Source organism: Aestuariivita boseongensis, from assembly GCF_001262635.1.
GTDB lineage: Bacteria > Pseudomonadota > Alphaproteobacteria > Rhodobacterales > Rhodobacteraceae > Aestuariivita > Aestuariivita boseongensis.
On record NZ_JXYH01000023.1, the window covers coordinates 24,441 to 43,672 of the forward strand.

22 protein-coding genes are annotated in these 19,232 nt (G+C 61.0%); 14 read left to right on the forward strand and 8 right to left on the reverse strand.

The annotated features are described in order from the left end of the window. Both TR61_RS10585 and TR61_RS10590 read right to left on the reverse strand, forming a co-directional pair. Window positions 1–828, reverse strand: coding sequence for a sulfotransferase domain-containing protein (locus TR61_RS10585; RefSeq protein WP_172676964.1), 828 nt, complete (start codon window positions 826–828; stop codon window positions 1–3). A gap of 165 nt (window positions 829–993) precedes the next feature. Continuing rightward, the gene (locus TR61_RS10590; protein ID WP_050929966.1) at window positions 994–1,374 is read right to left on the reverse strand and encodes a hypothetical protein; all 381 of its coding nucleotides are present in this window, start codon (window positions 1,372–1,374) and stop codon (window positions 994–996) included. 237 nt (window positions 1,375–1,611) lie between these two features. Between TR61_RS10590 and TR61_RS10595 the strand changes: the two genes are divergently transcribed. Continuing rightward, window positions 1,612–2,598, forward strand: coding sequence for a fatty acid desaturase (locus TR61_RS10595; RefSeq protein WP_050929967.1), 987 nt, complete (start codon window positions 1,612–1,614; stop codon window positions 2,596–2,598). Between the two features lie 95 nt (window positions 2,599–2,693). On the opposite strand, the gene TR61_RS10600 is transcribed toward TR61_RS10595, so the two are convergent. From TR61_RS10600 to TR61_RS10610, 3 genes are all read right to left on the reverse strand, one after another. Then, window positions 2,694–3,422 carry a hypothetical protein gene (locus TR61_RS10600; RefSeq protein ID WP_050929968.1) on the reverse strand — a complete coding sequence of 243 codons (729 nt, stop codon included), beginning with the start codon at window positions 3,420–3,422 and terminating at the stop codon, window positions 2,694–2,696. After that, window positions 3,419–4,711 carry a serine--tRNA ligase gene (gene serS / locus TR61_RS10605; RefSeq protein ID WP_050929969.1) on the reverse strand — a complete coding sequence of 431 codons (1,293 nt, stop codon included), beginning with the start codon at window positions 4,709–4,711 and terminating at the stop codon, window positions 3,419–3,421. The genes TR61_RS10600 and serS overlap by 4 nt, the downstream gene beginning before the upstream one ends. Window positions 4,712–4,836: 125 nt before the next feature. Further along, entirely contained in the window at window positions 4,837–5,586 is a 750-nt protein-coding gene (locus TR61_RS10610) for a gamma-glutamylcyclotransferase (protein WP_050929970.1), read from the reverse strand. Window positions 5,587–5,959: 373 nt separating this feature from the next. On the opposite strand from TR61_RS10610, the gene yajC reads away from it, so the two are divergent. The 12 genes from yajC to TR61_RS10670 all read left to right on the forward strand — a co-directional run bounded on the left by yajC (window position 5,960) and on the right by TR61_RS10670 (window position 13,646). Beyond that, window positions 5,960–6,247, forward strand: a complete 288-nt coding sequence (gene yajC / locus TR61_RS10615; RefSeq protein WP_050929971.1) for a preprotein translocase subunit YajC — start codon at window positions 5,960–5,962, stop codon at window positions 6,245–6,247. Between the two features lie 34 nt (window positions 6,248–6,281). Beyond that, window positions 6,282–7,943 carry a protein translocase subunit SecD gene (gene secD, locus TR61_RS10620; protein WP_050929972.1) on the forward strand — a complete coding sequence of 554 codons (1,662 nt, stop codon included), beginning with the start codon at window positions 6,282–6,284 and terminating at the stop codon, window positions 7,941–7,943. Between the two features lies 1 nt (window position 7,944). Beyond that, window positions 7,945–8,913: a protein translocase subunit SecF gene (gene secF / locus TR61_RS10625; protein ID WP_050929973.1), complete on the forward strand. Its 969-nt coding sequence runs from the start codon at window positions 7,945–7,947 to the stop codon at window positions 8,911–8,913. Beyond that, complete coding sequence (locus TR61_RS10630; RefSeq protein WP_050929974.1) at window positions 8,906–9,661, forward strand: sulfite exporter TauE/SafE family protein; 756 nt, start codon at window positions 8,906–8,908, stop codon at window positions 9,659–9,661. The genes secF and TR61_RS10630 overlap by 8 nt, the downstream gene beginning before the upstream one ends. 1 nt (window position 9,662) lies before the next feature. Further along, entirely contained in the window at window positions 9,663–10,016 is a 354-nt protein-coding gene (locus tag TR61_RS10635; RefSeq protein WP_050929975.1) for an Mth938-like domain-containing protein, read from the forward strand. A gap of 48 nt (window positions 10,017–10,064) precedes the next feature. After that, window positions 10,065–10,679 carry a heme ABC exporter ATP-binding protein CcmA gene (gene ccmA / locus TR61_RS10640; RefSeq protein WP_050929976.1) on the forward strand — a complete coding sequence of 205 codons (615 nt, stop codon included), beginning with the start codon at window positions 10,065–10,067 and terminating at the stop codon, window positions 10,677–10,679. Further along, the gene (gene ccmB, locus TR61_RS10645; protein ID WP_050929977.1) at window positions 10,676–11,332 is read left to right on the forward strand and encodes a heme exporter protein CcmB; all 657 of its coding nucleotides are present in this window, start codon (window positions 10,676–10,678) and stop codon (window positions 11,330–11,332) included. The genes ccmA and ccmB overlap by 4 nt, the downstream gene beginning before the upstream one ends. 45 nt (window positions 11,333–11,377) lie before the next feature. Beyond that, entirely contained in the window at window positions 11,378–12,109 is a 732-nt protein-coding gene (locus tag TR61_RS10650; protein WP_050929978.1) for a heme ABC transporter permease, read from the forward strand. After that, entirely contained in the window at window positions 12,106–12,264 is a 159-nt protein-coding gene (ccmD, locus tag TR61_RS10655) for a heme exporter protein CcmD (protein WP_172676965.1), read from the forward strand. Before TR61_RS10650 ends, ccmD begins: the two co-directional genes overlap by 4 nt. Then, window positions 12,257–12,793, forward strand: coding sequence for a DsbE family thiol:disulfide interchange protein (locus TR61_RS10660; RefSeq protein ID WP_050929979.1), 537 nt, complete (start codon window positions 12,257–12,259; stop codon window positions 12,791–12,793). Before ccmD ends, TR61_RS10660 begins: the two co-directional genes overlap by 8 nt. An 82-nt stretch (window positions 12,794–12,875) precedes the next feature. Next, entirely contained in the window at window positions 12,876–13,166 is a 291-nt protein-coding gene (locus TR61_RS10665; RefSeq protein WP_050929980.1) for a sll1863 family stress response protein, read from the forward strand. A gap of 21 nt (window positions 13,167–13,187) precedes the next feature. Continuing rightward, on the forward strand, window positions 13,188–13,646 hold the full coding sequence (locus TR61_RS10670; protein WP_050929981.1) for a hypothetical protein: 459 nt from the start codon (window positions 13,188–13,190) through the stop codon (window positions 13,644–13,646). 65 nt (window positions 13,647–13,711) lie between these two features. Here the strand turns inward: TR61_RS10670 and acnA are convergent, their stop codons facing one another. Continuing rightward, window positions 13,712–16,459, reverse strand: coding sequence for an aconitate hydratase AcnA (acnA, locus tag TR61_RS10675; RefSeq protein ID WP_050929982.1), 2,748 nt, complete (start codon window positions 16,457–16,459; stop codon window positions 13,712–13,714). Window positions 16,460–16,688: 229 nt separating this feature from the next. Between acnA and TR61_RS10680 the strand changes: the two genes are divergently transcribed. After that, window positions 16,689–17,390, forward strand: a complete 702-nt coding sequence (locus TR61_RS10680) for a DUF1223 domain-containing protein (protein ID WP_050929983.1) — start codon at window positions 16,689–16,691, stop codon at window positions 17,388–17,390. 1 nt (window position 17,391) lies between these two features. Here the strand turns inward: TR61_RS10680 and TR61_RS10685 are convergent, their stop codons facing one another. Then, on the reverse strand, window positions 17,392–18,300 hold the full coding sequence (locus TR61_RS10685; protein WP_050929984.1) for a lysophospholipid acyltransferase family protein: 909 nt from the start codon (window positions 18,298–18,300) through the stop codon (window positions 17,392–17,394). A gap of 6 nt (window positions 18,301–18,306) precedes the next feature. After that, window positions 18,307–19,185: a DMT family transporter gene (locus tag TR61_RS10690; protein WP_245626869.1), complete on the reverse strand. Its 879-nt coding sequence runs from the start codon at window positions 19,183–19,185 to the stop codon at window positions 18,307–18,309. Between the last annotated feature and the right edge of the window lie 47 nt (window positions 19,186–19,232).

Here is a 19,232-nt window from a genome sequence, read left to right on the forward strand (position 1 = left end):
TCAGCGCCCGCGCGATGACCCAAATTCCAGCCACGCGCGATCTTCCGGCGTCAGATGCGCCTCCATCATCGCGTCATAGGCGGCCAGTTCGGCTTCGCTCAGCTGGCCTTGCCATTTTCCGCTGCTGCCGCTGTGAAAGAACGCGGCATCTGATCTGAAAAACCCCTTTCCGCCCGAAGGTGCAAAGCGATCCGCGTTTTCCTTCATATTCTCGAACGTGGCTGCATGCACCAGAGCGTCCATGACCGAGTCGGAATGCGAGATACCCAAAAGCCGCGAGACCTGCGCGAACACAGCCCGCAGATCCCGCGACATATCCGCATAGTGAAACAGCGAGACATTCGGCCGATCGGACAAAGCCTTGGCGGCCGTGAAATGCCGCAGGATATGCGCCAGAGGCATGGCATCCGTGTCAAAACCTTCCGGCCCCCCGTCCAGAAAACGGCGGAACGTGATACCATCAGGATCGTCTTCGGGATACCAGGCGTCGAACGTGGCCAACGGAATGTTCTGCGCATGTTTCCGGAATGAAAAATGCGCATCCAGCGGGTGCCGGAACACGCAGATATACTGGGCCTGATCATCCAGCGGCAGACCGTCCATGGGTGTGTGGCTTTTCATGCTGCGGCGGTGGGTCACGGCCTCCAGCCTCTCCGCCACTTCGGTCATTTCGCGAATGCGGATATCGACCCAGGGCATTTTCACGGAGAGTTCTGTCTCAACCTCGGGATCGCCGGAAAACAGCAGCGCCACGATGGTTTGCATCCAGGTCGTGCCGCATTTGGGCGGCGTGACAACAATCACGTCATCCGGCCGGATCCTGACCATGTCCCATCGTCTGTTGTCGGTCAAAGGACCAAGGTAAAGCTGTCGCCGCGCCATATTCGACCTTTCCTGACAAACCGTCTTCTCAGGAAATGGGCCGCGCGCCCCGAACGCAATGAAAAAGTCACCCGGCCGGCCGGGCAAACAGGCCAGACCGGGCGGTTCCTGTCAGCCGCTGGCGTTGCGTTCGTTGCAGGTTTGTCCGGCTTGCGCGACCGACAGGTTGTTGCCGATGATCTCGACCGAATTGGTGTATTGTGCCTGCTGTGCACCGGGCGGTGGCGTCAGGCTGAAGATCACCCCCTCGCGTCCTGGCACGGATTGGCTGGGGCCGGGGCCTTTGATCACATAAAGCCGGTCGGTCCCTGATGCGATCAGACGCGCGGCCTCATAGGCACCGCACCAATAAAGCTGATCTTCCGAGAAATTGGGCACCGCTTCGATCGTCCCGTCCGGCAGCACGAACCCTTGCGTGCGCGAACGGTTATCCGCCAGCACGGCACCCGCACTGATGATCAATGCCAATCCTGCGCAGGTTGCATGGCGCATCTCTTGCCCTCCGAATTTATTCAGCCTGACGGGATTACGCAGCCCCCTGAGTGTCGGATGACAATCCGATTTGACAATTCCGTGAGGCGCATTGCCCACAACCAAAGCGCCTTTTGTCGAAACTCCGCCTAATCCTCTGAATTGTCCTGAGAAAACTTGCGCGGCGACGATCTGCGCCTTATCTCGGGCTTGTGGGACGATGTGTGATAAGGTCTGCGTAGTCTGACGGGGGACATCATGAATTTGCGCGAATACACGCGACGCTACAGCGACAAGGACAACCGGATCGCGGCCGCCAGCTATTTCGGCACCTTCGCGGTCTATTTCGCCTCTCTCTACCTGGCGATTGCTTTTATGGGCACGTGGTGGGTCATGCTGCCCGCAGGCATCGTGCATGCCTTCGCCTCAGTTCGGCTTTATGTATTGCAGCACGACACCGGGCATTTGTCGCTGTTTGAAACACGCACGCAGAACGAATGGGCGGGCATCGGGCTTTCGCCTTTCACCTTCGCACCCTACGAGGTGATGAAGCAGAACCATAACCTGCATCACGCTGGCACCGGCAATCTGGACCACCGTGAGACGGGCGAAATCCACACCATGACGCTTGCCGAATGGGAAGAGGCGGGGTTCTGGGACCGCCTGCAATACCGGCTCTATCGCAACCCGTTCATCCTTGTGCCCATCGGGGCGCTTTTCACCTATTTCATCCGCTATCGCTGGCCCAAGAACACGACCCGTTTCGGCATCCGCCCCGTGCTGATCCACAACGGGCTGGTGGCGGCTTGGCTTCTGACCATTTATGCGCTTGCGGGATGGGCCGGCTTGGGCGTCTATTTCGCCTTTGCCTATCTGGGCGGCATGATCGGCGTCTTCCTTGTCTATCTGCAGCATAATTTCGAGGACACTTATTGGGACCGCCGCCCCAGCCTCAGCCCGGAAATGGCCGCGCTTCAGGGCTCAAGCACGCTCGATTTCGGCCATTGGTTCGACATCGCCGTGGCCAATATCACCTGCCACGACCTGCACCATTTCAACGCCAATATCCCCAGCTATCGCCTGCGTCAGGCCCGCTACAACCTGCCCGAGGAATGGGCCCCCCGCCGCATCGGGTTTGTCGAGGCGGTCAAGGCGCTGAACCTCAAGCTTTGGGATGAAGAGGCACAACGCCTCGTGCCCTTCCCGAAACAGCGCGAGACACGGTCATCGGCGATCCAGGCCTGACGGGCAGGATATTTTTCCGTATTTGGAAAGAGAAGAAGGAGCAGGGCGCGCCCCTGCTTCTTTGGGGTCATAAATACCCAAGTGCTGTGTCAGGCTCAGGCGCGCGGGATGGTCATGGCGCGGATCGCCAACAGCCCGATCACCACGGCACCGGCAAGCGCCAGGATCGCCACCAGAACCGCGCCTCCAGTCAGGTTATTGACCGCGACAGCCACCAGGGCCCAGACCACGGCAAAGCCGTATTCCGGCACGCCTTCAATAGCAATCTGGATATAGGCGGCCAGCCCCACGGCCAGAACCAGGCACAGGAAGGCGGCCTGCACCTCTCCCATCACCCCCCAGCCTGCAAGGCACAGACCTACAGCCACGAACGACGCCGCCGACAGCCACCCGGTATAAAGCCCGATCGGGGCACGGCCCCACCAGCGGTCCAGCAGCGGCGCGCGAAAGAGCGCCATGAGCGCGGGGATCAGCATCACCCAGATCAGTACAGCCGCCGCCAGCGCGCTCAGCTTGGCCACCGGTAACCAGCCCGCACCGACCACAAGGCTCAGCGTCAGATAGGGCCGCATCTCGGCCCAATCCGGGGCGGCGGCACGGGCCACAAGACCATAGACCGCCCCCGCCACCAGCCAGAGATAGATCAGCGCCCAGATCGCAAAGGCATAGCCGGCAGGCTGCACCGGCGGATCCTCCTGCGGGATCGGGAACTGATCGGCATCGAACCCGCCGAAATCCGGCACGATGAAGGACGACAGCCCAAAGGCCAGCGCCGCAACCAGAACCGCAATGGCCCAAAGCGTGTTGCGCCCCTCTGGTGTCATGCCAGCGAGCCTTCCGCCGTCAGCCGCGTCTTGCCGCCCAGATAAGGCGCCAGAACCTCTGGCAGATGGACCGACCCGTCTTCCTGCTGGCCATTCTCCAGCACCGCGATCAGACAGCGCCCGACAGCCAGGCCCGAGCCATTCAGCGTATGGACAAACTCGGGTTTCCCGCCGCCCTCGGGCCGGAACCGTGCATTCATCCGCCGCGCCTGGAAATCGCCCGTTGTCGAGACCGAGCTGATCTCGCGGTACGTGTTCTGCCCCGGCAGCCAGGCTTCGATATCAAAGGTGCGCCGCGCACCGAACCCCATGTCGCCGGTGCACAGGATCACCGTGCGATAGGGGATACCCAGCCGCTCCAGCAGATCTTCAGCGCAGCGCAGCATGCGCTTTTGTTCCGCGTCGCTGTGATCCGGATGGGTGATCGACACCATCTCGACCTTCTCGAACTGGTGCTGGCGCAGCATGCCCGCGGTATCCTTGCCGGCCGACCCGGCCTCCGACCGGAAGCACAGGGTATGCGCGGTCAACCGTATGGGCAGCGCCGCTGCCTCCAGGATGTCACCGGCAACGGAATAGGTCAGCGACACTTCCGATGTGGGCACCAGCCACCAGCCATTCGTCGTCTGGTAGCTGTCCTCGCCGAATTTCGGCAGCTTGTCGGTGCCATACATCGCCTCATCGCGGACCAGAACGGGCGTCTGCATCTCGGTCAGACCGTTCTCTTCCACATGGGTGTCGACCATGAACTGCGCCAAAGCGCGGTGAATGCGCGCCACGGCGCCTTTCAGCACCACGAAACGCGCGCCCGACATTTTTGCCGCCATCTCGAAATCCATCGAGGCGGCAACGCCCGCAATCTCGAAATGTTCCTTCGGATCAAAGCTGAACTTCGCAGGCTCTCCCCAGCGGTTCACCTCGACATTGTCGGCCTCATCCGCGCCATCGGGCACATCCTCGGCCGGCAGGTTCGCGATGCGCGCCAGCATATCGGTCAGCTTGGCATCCAGCTCTTTTGCCTGGGCCTGCATATCCGCAATCTCGGCCTTCTTCTCGGCCACCAAAGCGCGCAGTCGCTCAAACTCCGCCTCATCGCCGCGCCCCTTTGCAGCCCCCACCTCTTTCGAGGCCTTGTTCTGTTCGGCCTGTGCGGTCTCTGCCGCCAAAATCTTGGCCCGCCGCGCCTCGTCCACGGCCAATAGCTCCGACGACATGGGCGCATCCCCCCTGCGCACCAAAGCGGCGTCAAAGGCTGCGGGGTTCTCGCGGATGGCGCGAATGTCATGCATGGGTCTTGGTCCTTGGACTGAATCGGTGCCTGCGCCTTATGCCGCAACTCAAGCCCCGGTGGTAGAGGGAAGCAAACCCTGTCCCGGGCATGATCCGGGACCTCGCCTGACGCCGAGGCCCCGGATCAGGTCCGGGGCGTGCCCGGTCCCGCCCGGTGCGCCGCGGCCAGCGCGTGCAGATCGCGCATCGGCCGATCCTCGATCCCCAGCTCATCCAGATGCCGCACCAGATTGTCGAGATAGTCGAAATTCGGCCCCAGATTGCCCTCGGCCTCGGCAATCATCCGTGCGGCCTCTTCCCTGGAGATATCCGGACAATAGCGGAAGTTTTCGTGGTTCATGACAAATGCCAGCGCCTCTACCGGACCCTGCGGCGTGTCCACCGGCAGGAAAAGAGGCACGTACGACCCCGCAAACATCTCCCGGTTCCACATGTACCACGTCTCCCGATCGACCAGCTGGCCTGCGATGCGGATGACAACCCCATGGCACAGATCGCCCTCATCCAGCGCCGCCATCAGCCCCGGTCTGTCATGGCTCCCCCGCCCGCCGGTCAAAAGCATGCAGAAACTCCGCCGCCAGCCATGCAGCGTGCCAAAGCGGTATTCCTCCACATAAACCCCCGGATCCCAGATCAGAGAGCCATAGCCAAAGACCCACAGATCCCGGTCCATCCGGTCTTTCAGCACCTGCTGCCGGTTTTCCTCCCGCGCGTCATGATCCATCCGCCAGCCATCGGGCCAGCCTTCCTCGGCGGCCTGCTGGTCAAGCTCGTCAAAACGCTCAAGCCCAAAGCGCACCTCCGAGATATCCGGCGGTGTGATCAGCCCCTTGAGCCGGGGCGTGTGGTAAAAGACATGATCGGGGAATGGCATAGGCGGTTCTTGCCAGAGAAGCAGGGCAGGGACAAGCTCCGTAGGACGGGCTTCAGCCCGCCATGCCTGCGGATGGCCGCGCGCGTGGAGTGGGCTTCAGTTCACTTTTCGTGCTGACGACCCGGCTCATGCGGATCGAATCCGGAACGTGGCTGGTGTCGTGCCCATCGTTATTAACCGTCCCGTCACACACGGACGCCAATCCACGATACCGACAAGCCTGCACAGATGTCATACGCCCTGTACACGGGTTGTGCACGCAAGTCATACGCCGATTTTCCGGCCCAACCCGCCTTGCGCCGCCCCCGATGAACGCATAAGTTCCGCCAAAATTCGCGGGCTTCCCGCGCCTCAAGACATAAAGGATTCCCCCATGGACGGTGGCAGCGCATTCGCCCAGTTTCTCCCGCTTATTCTGATCTTCCTGATCATGTATTTTCTGCTGATCCGCCCTCAGCAGAAGAAGGTGAAGGAACATCAGGCCATGGTCGCGGCTCTGCGGCGTGGCGATCAGGTGGTCACGCAAGGCGGCCTTATCGGTAAGGTCACCAAGGTCAAAGACGAGGGCGAGGTCGAGGTTGAACTGGCCGAAGGCGTCAAGGTCCGCGTGGTGCGCAGCACCATTGCATCGGTGATCAACAAGACGGAACCCGCAAGCTAACTTCGCCTGCCAAGGCCTCGGGAAGGCAGGATAAATGCTTCAGATTGATCTTTGGAAACGGTTGCTGATCTGGCTGACCTGCGTAGTCGGTCTGGTGCTGGCGCTGCCCAACGGGTTTTACACGCGGGTCGAGACCCATAACGACGCGATGCAGGCGATCGAGCTGCAGGGAGAGACGCCTGAGCTTCTGGCCCAGGCCTCGGGATGGCCCACATGGATGCCGTCTTCGCTGGTCAATCTCGGGCTGGACTTGCGCGGCGGCGCACATCTTCTGGCCGAGGTCCAGGTCGAGGATGTCTATGCCGCGCGGATGGAGGCGACATGGCCCGAGATCCGCGACGCGCTGCGCCCCGAACGCGCAACGGTGGGCACCATCCGGCTGCAACCCTCCGCCCCGAACGAGATTCGCGTCCGGATCGGCGAACCCTCCGGCATGCCCCGCGCGCTGGAAGTGGTGCGCGACCTGGCCCAGCCGGTGCCCACGCTGACCGGGGCGTTGGCCACGGATCTGGTGGTGCGCGGAGAGGAAGACGTTCTGATCGTCACCCTGTCAGACGAAGAACGCGCCGCGTCCGATGACAGGACTGTCCGGCAAGCCCTTGAAATCATTCGCAGGCGGATCGACGAGGTTGGCACCCGCGAGCCCACGATCCAGCGTCAAGGTGCCGACCGCATCCTGATCCAGGTGCCCGGCATCGGTTCGGCCTCGGAGCTGAAAGAGATCATCGGGACGACCGCTCAGCTGACCTTCAACCCGGTCGTGGGCCGCGGCACAGATCCGGATGCGACGCCCGGTGTGGGCAACAAGGTTGTGCCCTCGCTTGATGAATCCGGGGTCTATTACACGCTGGAAGCTGCCCCCGTCGTCACCGGCGAAGAGCTGGTCGATGCCCAGCCCAGCTTTGACCAGAACGGGCGGCCTGCGGTGAATTTCCGCTTCAACCCGACCGGCGCGCGGAAGTTTGGCGATTATACGGCGGCCAATATCGGCAACCCCTTCGCCATCGTACTGGATAACGAAGTGATCAGCGCACCCGTTATCCAATCGCATATTCCGGGTGGGTCGGGGATCATCACCGGCAATTTCACCATCGAGGAAAGCACCAATCTGGCCGTCCTGCTGCGCGCCGGCGCCCTGCCTGCGGGGCTGGAATTCCTTGAAGAACGCACCATTGGCCCGGAGCTGGGGCAGGACAGCATTGATGCTGGCCGGATCGCCACCATCGTGGCCTTCGCAGCCGTGCTGATCTTCATGACGCTCAGCTATGGGATGTTCGGCATCTTTGCCAATATCGCCCTGATCCTGAACATCGCGCTGATCTTCGGCCTGCTTAGCCTGATTGGCGCGACGCTGACGCTTCCAGGCATCGCGGGGATCGTGCTGACGGTGGGCATGGCGGTGGACGCCAATGTGCTTGTTTTTGAGCGCATACGAGAAGAACTGAAATCCGCCCGAGGCCCTGCGCGCGCCATCGAGCTTGGCTATGAAAAGGCGCTGTCGGCCATTCTGGACGCCAACATCACCACGTTCATCACCGCGGTGATCCTCTATGCCATGGGCTCGGGCCCTGTGCGCGGTTTTGCCATCACGCTGGGCCTTGGCATCCTCACATCGGTCTTCACGGCGATCTTCGTGACGCGCCTGATGATTGTCATGTGGTTCGAGCGCCGCCGCCCGAAAACGATTGAGGTGTGAGATGCGTCTGAGACTGGTCAAACAAGACACCTCGTTCGATTTCTTCAGCCGCTGGAAGCTGTGGCTGGGCATATCGGGCGCGATGATGGTCATCGCGCTGGTGTCGTTCTTCCTGCAAGGGTTGAATTATGGCATCGACTTCCGGGGCGGCACGACGATCCGGACCGAAAGCGCGCAGCCCGTGGATGTGGGCCAGTACCGCGCCGCGCTTGAGGTGCTTGAGATGGGCGATATCTCGATCACCGAGGTTTTCGACCCCACCTTCGGCCCCGACCAGAACGTGGCCATGATCCGGATCGAAGCGCAGGAGGGTCAGGAAAGCGCCAGTGTGGAGAAGATCCGCGCCGTCGAAGGCGCTTTGTCGGCTGCGGTGCCGGATATCAAATTCACCTCCGTGGAAAGCGTGGGCCCGAAAGTGTCGGGTGAGTTGATCCAGACCGCTGTGATTGCTGTGCTTTTGGCGATCGGCGCGGTGCTGGTCTATATCTGGCTCAGGTTCGAATGGCAGTTTGCCCTGGGCGCCGTGATTGCCTTGGTCCATGACGTCGTTCTGACCATCGGCATCTTTTCCGAGCTTCAGATCAAGTTCGATCTGGCGATTATTGCGGCACTTCTGACCATCGTGGGCTATTCGCTGAACGACACCGTGGTCGTATTTGACCGCGTGCGGGAGAACCTGCGGAAGTACAAGAAAAAGCCGCTGGCCGAGGTGCTGAACATCTCGATCAACGAAACGCTTAGCCGGACGGTGATGACCTCGGTCACGACGCTTCTGGCGCTGTTCGCGCTGTTTGCATTGGGCGGCGATGTGATCCGTGGCTTTGTCTTTGCGATGATCTGGGGTGTGATCGTGGGGACCTATTCGTCGGTCTTCGTGGCCTCGGCCATACTGCTGTACCTGGGGGTCAAGCGGGACTGGTCGAAACCCACCGATACAACGGGCAACCAATTCGCCAATATCGATGCCTGAGGTTCTGACCCAGGCCCTGGCTCTGCCGGGCCTGGGTTGGTTGATCGCAGCCGCCCTTGTCGCCGGGATCGTGCGGGGGTTTGCTGGTTTTGGCACGGCCATGGTGTATCTGCCGGTGGCGGGCGCCTATCTGGACCCGTTCGCAGCCCTGACCACGGTCATCATCATGGATCTGATCGGCCCCTTGCCGGGCGTGCCGCGCGCCTTGCGCGAACGCCATCCGGGAGATCTGGGACGTCTGGTTTCGGGCCTGGTGATCGGGTTGCCCCTTGGCGTTCTGACCTTATCGCTGATTTCGCCGGATATGTTCCGGTATTCCGTATCGTTCATTGCGCTCATGCTTCTGGCGCTGCTTATAACCGGCTTTCGGTATCACGGGGAGATGACGCCGCGCCTGATTACTGGCACGGGCTTTCTGGGCGGATATCTGGGCGGAACGGCAGGTCTGCCCGGTCCGCCGGTCATCATGCTCTACATGGCCAGCAGCCATCCTGCACCGGTGGTGCGGGCGACCAACACTTTGTACCTTCTGATTTTCGATTTCTTCCTGCTTGGCACGTTTCTGGTGCTGGGACGGTTGGATTTTGGCTTTGTCGGTTTGGGCTTTGTAGTGATGGTGCCCTATCTAATCGGCAACGTGATTGGCGGCGCGCTGTTTCGCGCTGAATATGAGAAACTCTACCGGTGGGTGGCCTATGCGATCATCGCAGCCTCGGCCCTCATGGGACTGCCTTTTTGGGAGGGATAAGATGCGCCTGAACGAAGTCACCTATACCGATGCCGAACCGGTCGAAGGCTATGGCCCTGGATTTTTCCGCGTGGGCGGCAAAGTGGTGGAAGGGGGCGTTCTGACCGGACCGACCGGGACGAAACCCTGGGGCGGGTATGAGGATCTCGAGACGCTGATGCCGCTGGTCGGGCAAATCGACGTGCTGTTCGTCGGCACCGGGTCCGAGATTGCGCATATCCCGCCCTCCCTGCGTGCGCCGCTGGAAGAGGCCGGGCTGGGCTTGGAGGTGATGAACTCTCCTTCCGCTGCGCGGACCTATAACGTGCTTTTGTCCGAAGGGCGCCGCATTGCGCTGGCAATGATCCCGGTCTGAGGCGATCTGGCGCTTTTCGTAAGTGTCAGGGCAGGTTACACGGGATACATGACGTTAACGATCTCTGATCTTTCCATCGCGCGAGGCGGTGTGCCTGTTCTGGAGCATGTGTCTTTCTCCCTTTCTGAGGGGGAGGCGCTGATCCTGCGTGGCCCCAACGGTGTGGGCAAAACAACGCTTCTACGCACGATCACCGGTCTGCAGCCCGCTTTGGAGGGGCAGATTGACGGGGCCGAGGATCGGATCGCCTATGCCGGACATGCCGACGGGCTGAAACCCACCCTCACGGTTGCCGAGAACCTGCAATTCTGGGCGCAGGTGTTTGGCGCGGGCGGGATTGATGCGGCGATTGAGGCTTATGATCTGGGCGCATTGCGCGACAGGCCGGCAGGCGCGCTGTCGGCGGGGCAAAAACGGCGGCTTGGCCTGTCGCGGCTGATGGTGACAGGGCGTCCCATCTGGGTGTTTGACGAACCCACGGTATCATTGGACGTGAATGCGGTCGCGATGTTCGCAGATGCCGTGCGCGGGCATCTGGAGCGCGGTGGCATGGCGCTGATGGCCACGCATATTGATCTGGGGATCGAGGCGCAGGTGCTGGACCTGTCCCCGTTTCGCGCCGCGCCTGACGCGGTCGATGCATTCGAGGATGCCTTTCTATGATGGCGCTGTTGATCCGCGATCTGAAACTCGCCTTCCGCGCGGGCGGCGGGTTCGGGCTGGGCTTGGCGTTTTTCCTGATCGTCACCGTGCTGGTGCCCTTCAGCGTGGGGCCCCAATCGCAACTTCTGTCCACCATCGCGCCGGGTGTGCTCTGGCTGGGCGCGCTTCTTGCGTGTCTTTTGTCACTCGACCGGCTGTTGGCGTTGGATTGGGAGGACGGATCGCTGGACCTGCTGGCCACGGCGCCATTGCCACTGGAAGGGATCGTGTCGATCAAGGCGCTGGCGCATTGGATCACAACAGGGCTACCGCTGGTTCTGGCAGCCCCTGTCCTGGGCGTTCTACTGAACCTTGCGCCTGCGGGGTATCTGTGGGTTGTGATTTCGCTGGCCCTGGGCACGCCCGCGCTGTCTGTCATCGGCACCTTCGGCGCGGCGCTGACCGTGGGGCTGAAGCGCGGTGGGCTCTTGCTGTCGCTGCTTGTTCTGCCGCTTTACGTGCCGACGCTGATCTTCGGGGCCGAGGTGGCGCGGCGCGGCGCAGAAGCGATGGACACCACCACACCGCTTCTGATGCTGGCCGGAATCAGCGCAGGTGTGATCGCTTTGTTGCCCTTTGCCAGCGCCGCCGTCTTGCGCGTCAATCTGCGCTAGGGCAAAACCCGTGAAACTGGGATCGAGAGAGATTACATAGACCTCATGTCGCTATGGGAATACGCAAATCCGAAGAAGTTTCTTGCCACGAGCGAGAAGGTTCTGCCGTTCTTCTGGGCCGCTGCGGCGGTCTGTCTGGTCGTGGGGCTGGTCTGGGGATTTTTCTTCACGCCGGATGATTTCCGGCAAGGGTCGACCGTGAAGATCATCTATCTGCACGTGCCTGCGGCCATGATGGCGATCAATATCTGGGTGATGATGCTGGTCACCTCGCTGATCTGGATCATCCGTCGTCACCACGTCAGCGCGCTTGCCGCCCGCGCGGCGGCCCCGGTGGGCATCGTGATGACGCTGATCGCGCTGGCGACAGGCGCGATCTGGGGTCAGCCCATGTGGGGCACCTGGTGGGCCTGGGATCCCCGGCTGACCTCCTTTCTGATCCTGTTTCTGTTCTATCTGGGCTATGTCGCGCTGTGGGAGGCGATCGAGAATCCCGACACCGCCGCTGACCTCACATCGGTGTTGTGCCTTGTTGGGTCGGTCTTTGCGCTGCTCAGCCGCTATGCGGTGCTGTTCTGGAACCAAGGCCTGCACCAGGGCGCGTCGCTGAGCCTTGATAAGGAAGAAAACGTGGCGGACGTGTTTTATTTCCCGCTTCTTGTGTGCATCGCGGGCTTTGTCTTTTTGTTTGTCGCCTTGGTGTTGTACCGCACAGGAACGGAAATCCGCGCGCGCCGGATCAAGGCCCTGATGGCGAGGGAGAGGGTGCAAGCATGATGCCGGATCTTGGGAAATATGCCGATGCGGTTTTGTCCGCTTATGCGGCGTCCATCGTGTTGCTGGTCGCGATCGTGGTTCTGACACTTGTGCGCGGTCGCAAAGTGCGCGCCGAGATGGCGAAGATCGAGGGGAAGGTCCGCAAGGATGGCTAGGATTTCTCCTTTGATGATTGCGCCTCCGGCGATATTCGCAGCGTTTGCGATTTTTGCAGGGGTGGGGATGTTTCGCGACGATCCCGATGCGCTGCCATCGGCCCGCCAGGGGCAGCCCGCGCCCGAGGTGCAACTGACCGAACTGCCGGGAAAGACGCTGTTCGATGATGACACGCTGCGGGACGGAGAGGTCAAGCTGGTCAATTACTGGGCCAGCTGGTGCGCGCCCTGCCGGGTGGAGCATCCCAATCTGGAAGCGCTCGCCAAAGAAGGGATTCCGATTTACGGCATAAATTACAAGGATGAACCAGCCAAGGCGCTGGCGTTCCTGAACGAACTGGGCGACCCCTATGACGCCATCGGTGCCGATAAAACAGGCCGCATGGCGCTGAATTGGGGCGTCTACGGTGTGCCCGAGACCTATGTGATTGCGGGCGACGGGACGATCCTGCTGCGCTTTGCAGGGCCTGTGACGAAGCGGGTGATGGACGAAACGATCCGTCCCGCAATCGAGGCGGCACGTCAGTAAGCCGGCAACAAACGAACGAATTTTCGGAACTGATTGGAGCTTCCTGCGTTGATGGATTGAACATCAGCGAATGGAGGACCCAATGACACAGTCATCTTCCGCAAGTGTCGAGAGACTGAAAGCCAAACTCGACGAATGGGACGCGCAGATCGACAAGCTCGAAGCGCAGGCCCGTCAAAAGAAGGCTGAAACAAAGATATCGTACAATCAGGCGCTGTCTGATCTGCGGTCGCAACGCAAGGCCGCCAAGGACAAGCTGGACAAGATGGAAAAAGCCGGTGCCGACGCGTTTGACGATCTTCGCGAAGGTTTTGACCGCGCGCTGAGTGAAATGTCGGACGCATATGAACGTGCGACTGCCCGGTTCAGCTGAATCCAAAGACAGGAGAAAAACATGACATATCATCGCAAATTTCTTGCTGCCACGACAACGCTGGCGCTGTGCGTGACCGCGCCCATGGCGATTGCCAGCAGCGAGGGGACCGACACCCAAGCGACCGCCGGTGCCGAAGCGGACATGTCGGTACGCAAAGAACTCTATGACGTTTACGAAGCCTTGGCGGACTACACCGCAGAACAGCGTGATGAAGCCATTTCGGCCGCCCGCTCTGGCCTAGAAGTGGCCGACAACGCAATTGAACGTCGCGCAGAAGCACTGCGCAACGGCTGGGCAGAGATGTCAGAAGATGCGCGCGAAACCGCACGTGCAGAGCTGGCAGACCTGCGTGAGGCACGCATGGAACTGGCCGAACAACTAGGCGCCCTGCAAACGGCATCTTCGGATGCCTGGAACGCAGTGAAAGACGGTTTCGTTGCTGGATACCGCGACTTGTCCGACGCGCTGTCATCCTAACAGCGGTTGGAAAAGAAAAGGGCCCGCGTCATGCGCGGGCCCTTTTTTTGTGACATCGGAGGGTGTCAGGCGGCTTTGGCCAGGTTGCGCAGCACGTAATGCAGCACGCCCCCGTTTTCGATGTATTCGATCTCGACCGCGGTATCGATCCGGCACTTCAGAGTGATCGTCTTCTCGGTCCCATCGGCCATTGTGATGGTGCAGGGCACCTCTGCGAGCGGCTTGATGTTGTCCAGACCGTGGATCGATACGGTCTCTTCCCCGGTCAGGCCCAGCGTCTTACGCGTGTCGCCGCCGGTGAATTCGAACGGGATCACGCCCATGCCCACCAGGTTGGAGCGGTGGATACGCTCAAAGCTTTCCGCGATCACGGCCTTGACGCCCAGCAGCGCCGTGCCCTTGGCCGCCCAGTCGCGGGAAGAACCTGCGCCATATTGTTCGCCGCCGAAGACGACCAGCGGTGTGCCCTGTTCCTGATAGGCCATCGCCGCGTCATAGATCGAGGTCTGCTGGCCATCGGGGCCTTTGGTGTATCCACCTTCGACGCCGTCCAGCATCTCGTTCTTGATGCGGATATTGGCGAAGGTGCCGCGCATCATCACTTCGTGGTTGCCCCGGCGCGAGCCATAGGAGTTGAACTCGCGCACCGGCACCTGGCGGTCGATCAGATACTGACCGGCAGGTGTGCTGTCCTTGAACGACCCGGCAGGAGAGATGTGGTCGGTCGTGACCATGTCACCCAGCAGGGCCAGCACCTTGGCCCCCTCGATATTCTCGATCTTCTTGGTGTCCATGGTGATGCCCTGGAAATAGGGCGGGTTCTGCACATAGGTGGATTGCGGCGGCCAGTCATAGGTCTGGGCGTCGGTGGTCTCGACCCCTTGCCATTTCTCGTCGCCCTTGAAGACATCGGCATATTTCGACTGGAATGCCTCGCGGGTGACGGTCTGTTCGACCAGATCGGCGATTTCCTTCTGGGTGGGCCAGATGTCTTTCAGATAGACATCCTTGCCATCGGGCGTCTGCGCGATCGGGTCATTGGCGATGTCGATATTCATATCGCCCGCCAGCGCATAGGCCACCACCAGCGGCGGGGAGGCCAGATAGTTCGCGCGCACATCCGGGCTGATGCGGCCTTCGAAGTTGCGGTTGCCCGAAAGGACCGATGTGGCGATCAGGTCATTGTCGTTGATCGACTTCGAGATTTCCGGCTGCAGCGGGCCGGAGTTGCCGATGCAGGTGGTGCAGCCATAGCCCACCAGGTTGAAGCCGACGGCGTCCAGATCTTCCTGAAGCCCTGCGGCCTCAAGATAGGCGCTGACCACCTGGCTGCCCGGGGCAAGCGAGGTTTTCACCCAAGGTTTCCGGTTCAGACCCAGCTCGCGCGCCTTGCGCGCCACAAGGCCCGCGCCGATCATCACATAGGGGTTCGACGTGTTCGTGCAGGAGGTGATCGAAGCGATCACGACCGAACCGTCGCGCAGCTGATAATCCTCTCCTTCGACGGAAGCCGATTTGCGGGGATCGATCAGTGCATCGGGGGCAGGGCCTTCTGCGGCCATGTCGGTCGCGGCAAGGCTTTCGTCTTCGCCACGGTACTCGGCGACGACCTTGAAGAATTCCTGCGCTGCGCGGTCCAGCGGGGTGTAATCCTGCGGGCGTTTCGGACCCGAGATCGCAGGCACGATGGTGCCCATATCCAGTTCAAGCGTATCGGTATAGACGGGGTCGTAATCCGCGCCGCGCCAGAAGCCGTTTTCCTTGGCATAGGCTTCGACCAGCGCCACGCGGTCCTCGTCCCGGCCGGTGTTGCGCAGGTAGCGCAGGGTTTCATCGTCGATCGGGAAGAAGCCACAGGTCGCGCCGTATTCCGGTGCCATGTTGGCGATGGTCGCCCGGTCGGCCAGGGGCAGGGTGTCGAGGCCGGGGCCATAGAATTCGACGAATTTGCCGACCACGCCTTTTTCGCGCAGCATTTCCACGACTTTCAGCACCAGGTCGGTGCCGGTGGTGCCTTCGACCATCTGGCCGGTCAGCTTGAAGCCCACAACCTCGGGGATCAGCATTGAGATCGGCTGGCCCAGCATCGCGGCCTCGGCCTCGATCCCGCCGACGCCCCAGCCCAGAACGGCGGCGCCGTTGACCATGGTGGTGTGGCTGTCGGTGCCCACCAGCGTGTCGGGATAGGCGACTTCCTCACCATTCTGGTCAGCATCCGTCCAGACGGTTTGCGCCAGGTACTCCAGGTTCACCTGGTGGCAGATGCCGGTGCCGGGCGGCACCACGCGGAAGTTGTTGAACGCGTTCTGACCCCATTTCAGGAAGGTGTAGCGTTCCATGTTGCGTTCGTATTCGCGGTCAACGTTCATCTGGAAGGCGCGGGGGTTGCCGAATTCGTCAATCATGACCGAGTGGTCGATGACCAGATCCACCGGGTTCAGCGGGTTGATCTTTTCCGGATCTCCACCCAGGGCAACGATACCGTCACGCATGGCGGCCAGATCCACCACGGCAGGTACACCGGTGAAGTCCTGCATCAGCACGCGGGCAGGGCGATAGGCGATCTCACGCGGGTTCTTGCCGCCCTTGGCGCCCCATTCGGCGAAAGCCTTGATGTCATCGACGCTGACGGTCTTGCCGTCTTCGAACCGCAGCATGTTTTCCAGCACCACTTTCAGCGCCGCGGGCAGGTTCGAAAAATCGCCCAGGCCCGCTTCAGTTGCGGCGGGGATGGAATAATAGGAAAAGCTCTTGCCGTTCACGCAAAGTGTACGGCGGGTTTTGGCGGTATCCTGGCCAACGGTGATGGGCATCTGGGGCCTCCATTACAGGTGTGAAATCAGGTTTTAGCTGGGTGCTATCTGCCGCGTTCGGGAACGGTGATCAACTGCAAAGACAAGGGTGCGGCAATTTTGTATACCATGGTGTACAAAAACGCCAATGCGAGGAAAACATGTCAAACTCTCTCGAAACCTTGATTGGTCTTTTCATCCGCGCTTCACTATTTCTGATAGACCAAAGCACCTGTGAAATGGACCTGGAATGACGCGTATTCTCGCCGCTCTTGCACTTATATGGATCTCTGCCGCAGGGCCTGTTCTGGCTCAAACCAACACTGTTGTGGTGGAGCTGTTCACTTCGCAGGGGTGTTCGTCCTGTCCTCCGGCGGACAAGATGCTGCATGAGCTTGCCAAGCGCGAAAATGTCATCCCGCTGGCGCTTCATGTGGATTACTGGGATTACATCGGCTGGAAGGACGAATTCGCAAGTCCCGCCCATACCGCCCGGCAGAAGGCCTATGCCGCCGCGGGCGGGCGAAAGTCTGTTTATACCCCGCAGATGATCATCAATGGCACCGACAGCATCATCGGCGCGCGGGCTATGGATGTGTCTGAGGCGATCATGAAACATATGATGGAGCCTGAAGTCATCGACCTGAACCTGAGCCGGAACGGTAATCAGTTGTCGATCCGCGCGACCGTCGCAGGCCGTGCGCCGGAGGGTGACATGGTCGTGCAACTGGTTCGGTACAGTCCGCTGCGCGAGGTCAGTATCACGCGCGGTGAAAACGCGGGCCGGGACATGAGCTATGCCAATGTGGTCCATTCGCTTGAAATCCTGGGCGAATGGGACGGTGCCGACGCGCTGAGCCTGACAACACCTGTCAGCGGCCCTGACCCGCTGGCGGTGCTGGTGCAGCGGGTCAATCATGGCAGGATCGTCGCCGCGGCGCGCTTGCCCTGAGTTATTCCGTGGGCGCGCGGGTCGCGCCTTTCCAGCGTTTGTGGATCCAGAACCATTGATCCATATGGGCGCGCACCATCTTTTCCAGATCGTCATTCAGCGCCTGCGTCATAGTTTCCGCATCACTGTGCGGGATCGGTGCGTTCAGGATCAGTCTGAAGTCCAGGCCGTTTTCCTGTCTTATGACATACACAGGAATGATCAGCGCGTTATGTTTCAATGCAAGCTGGGCCGTGACAAGCGAGGTATGCGCGGTCTGGCCGAAAAACTGCAGCGGCGCGCCGCCATGAACAAACAGATCATGGAGGATCGCGACGATGCCGCCTGATTTCAGGTGTCGCACCATGGCGCGGATGCCTTGCGGGCCCTGTTCGAACATCGTCTCGCCCGTCTGTTTCATCGCGCGCAGGTAGTGTTCGTTGAAATAGGGGTTCGCCATCCGCCGATAAAGCGCACCAGAGTCAAATCCGCGCGGTCGCAGACAGACGCGCGCCACGTTGTAATTTCCGAAATGGCCGGAGGCGAGGAAAACCGGCTGGCCCATCGCCCGTGCCGCCTCTAGCGCGGCAAGGCCGGGGCCCTCGGGGGTGGTTCGCAGGGCACGGTCGATGAAGGTCTTGCCTGAATAGATCTCGATCAGGGTACGTCCTGCATTGTCGGGCACGGCCCGGCACAGGCGGTCGACCTCGGCGCGGGGCAGATCGGGGCAGGTCAGGGCCAGGTTGTTGCGGATGCGCTGAGGGTAACCGGCCAGCGGGCCGATGACACGTGAGATCAACCAACCCATTGCCGGGATGCGCCAGCGGTAAGGGATCAGCAGCACAGCCCCAAGCAGGGTCCGGATCACAAGATTGCCGGCAAAATACCCGGCACGCTTGTGCGCAGTCAGTGTCGATGGATCGGTGGGCATGTAGGCCTAGCGTTGATAGGTTTCGCGGTGCCAGACATAGATACCTGCCGCTGCGATCACAAGAGTACCAAGAACGGTCCAAATACCGGGCCATTCCCCGAAGAACAGTACGCCCCAAAGCGCGGCAAAGATCAGCCCGCAATAGGCATAGGGCGCCAGCATGCCCGCCTCTCCAAGGCTCAGCGCGCGGATCAGCAGAAGCTGGCCGCCCGTTCCGAACCCGGCAATGAGCAGCATAAGGACAAGTGCGCTGGCGTCGGGGGTCTGCCACTTGAATGGAACCACAAGGCTGAGAAGGACTGTCCCCACAAGCCCGGTGTAAAAGAGCGATGTCCACACATCCTCTTTGTGGCCTACCAAACGGGTCAGCAGGGCATAGCCGGAATAACACACCGCCGCGCAAAGCGGCAAAAGTGCTGCCGGAGAGAAGATATCGCTGCCGGGCCGTATGATGATCATGGCACCCACAAGGGCGGCGAAAATTCCGCCCAGCCTGCGATAACCCAGCTTTTCGCCCAGAAACAGCGCAGCCCCCAAGGTGATCAGAACCGGATTGACCGCCATCAACGCCGCGGCATCGCTGATCCGGATCAGGCTTAGGCCCCAGAAGAAGAACCCCGTGGCGCACATCAAGAGGATGGAGCGGGCCAGTTGCAGCCCCGGAAATTCAGTGCGGGCGACGGTTTTCAGTCGCGGCAGCACAAGGACAAAGACGATCAGCATTTGCCCGGCATATCGCGTCCACAGCGCGGGCATGACCCCCAGTTTTGGCGCTAGCGCTTTCACAGTGGCGTCCATCAGCGAAAAACAGAAGATCGCGCCGATCATCATCAGGATCGCACGGCCCTGCATGCCTTGCGCACTGGAGGAGGTCAGATCGCTCATCACGGTGCTCTGACAGCGGGGGAAGGGGTGGCGCAAGGGGTCATGCC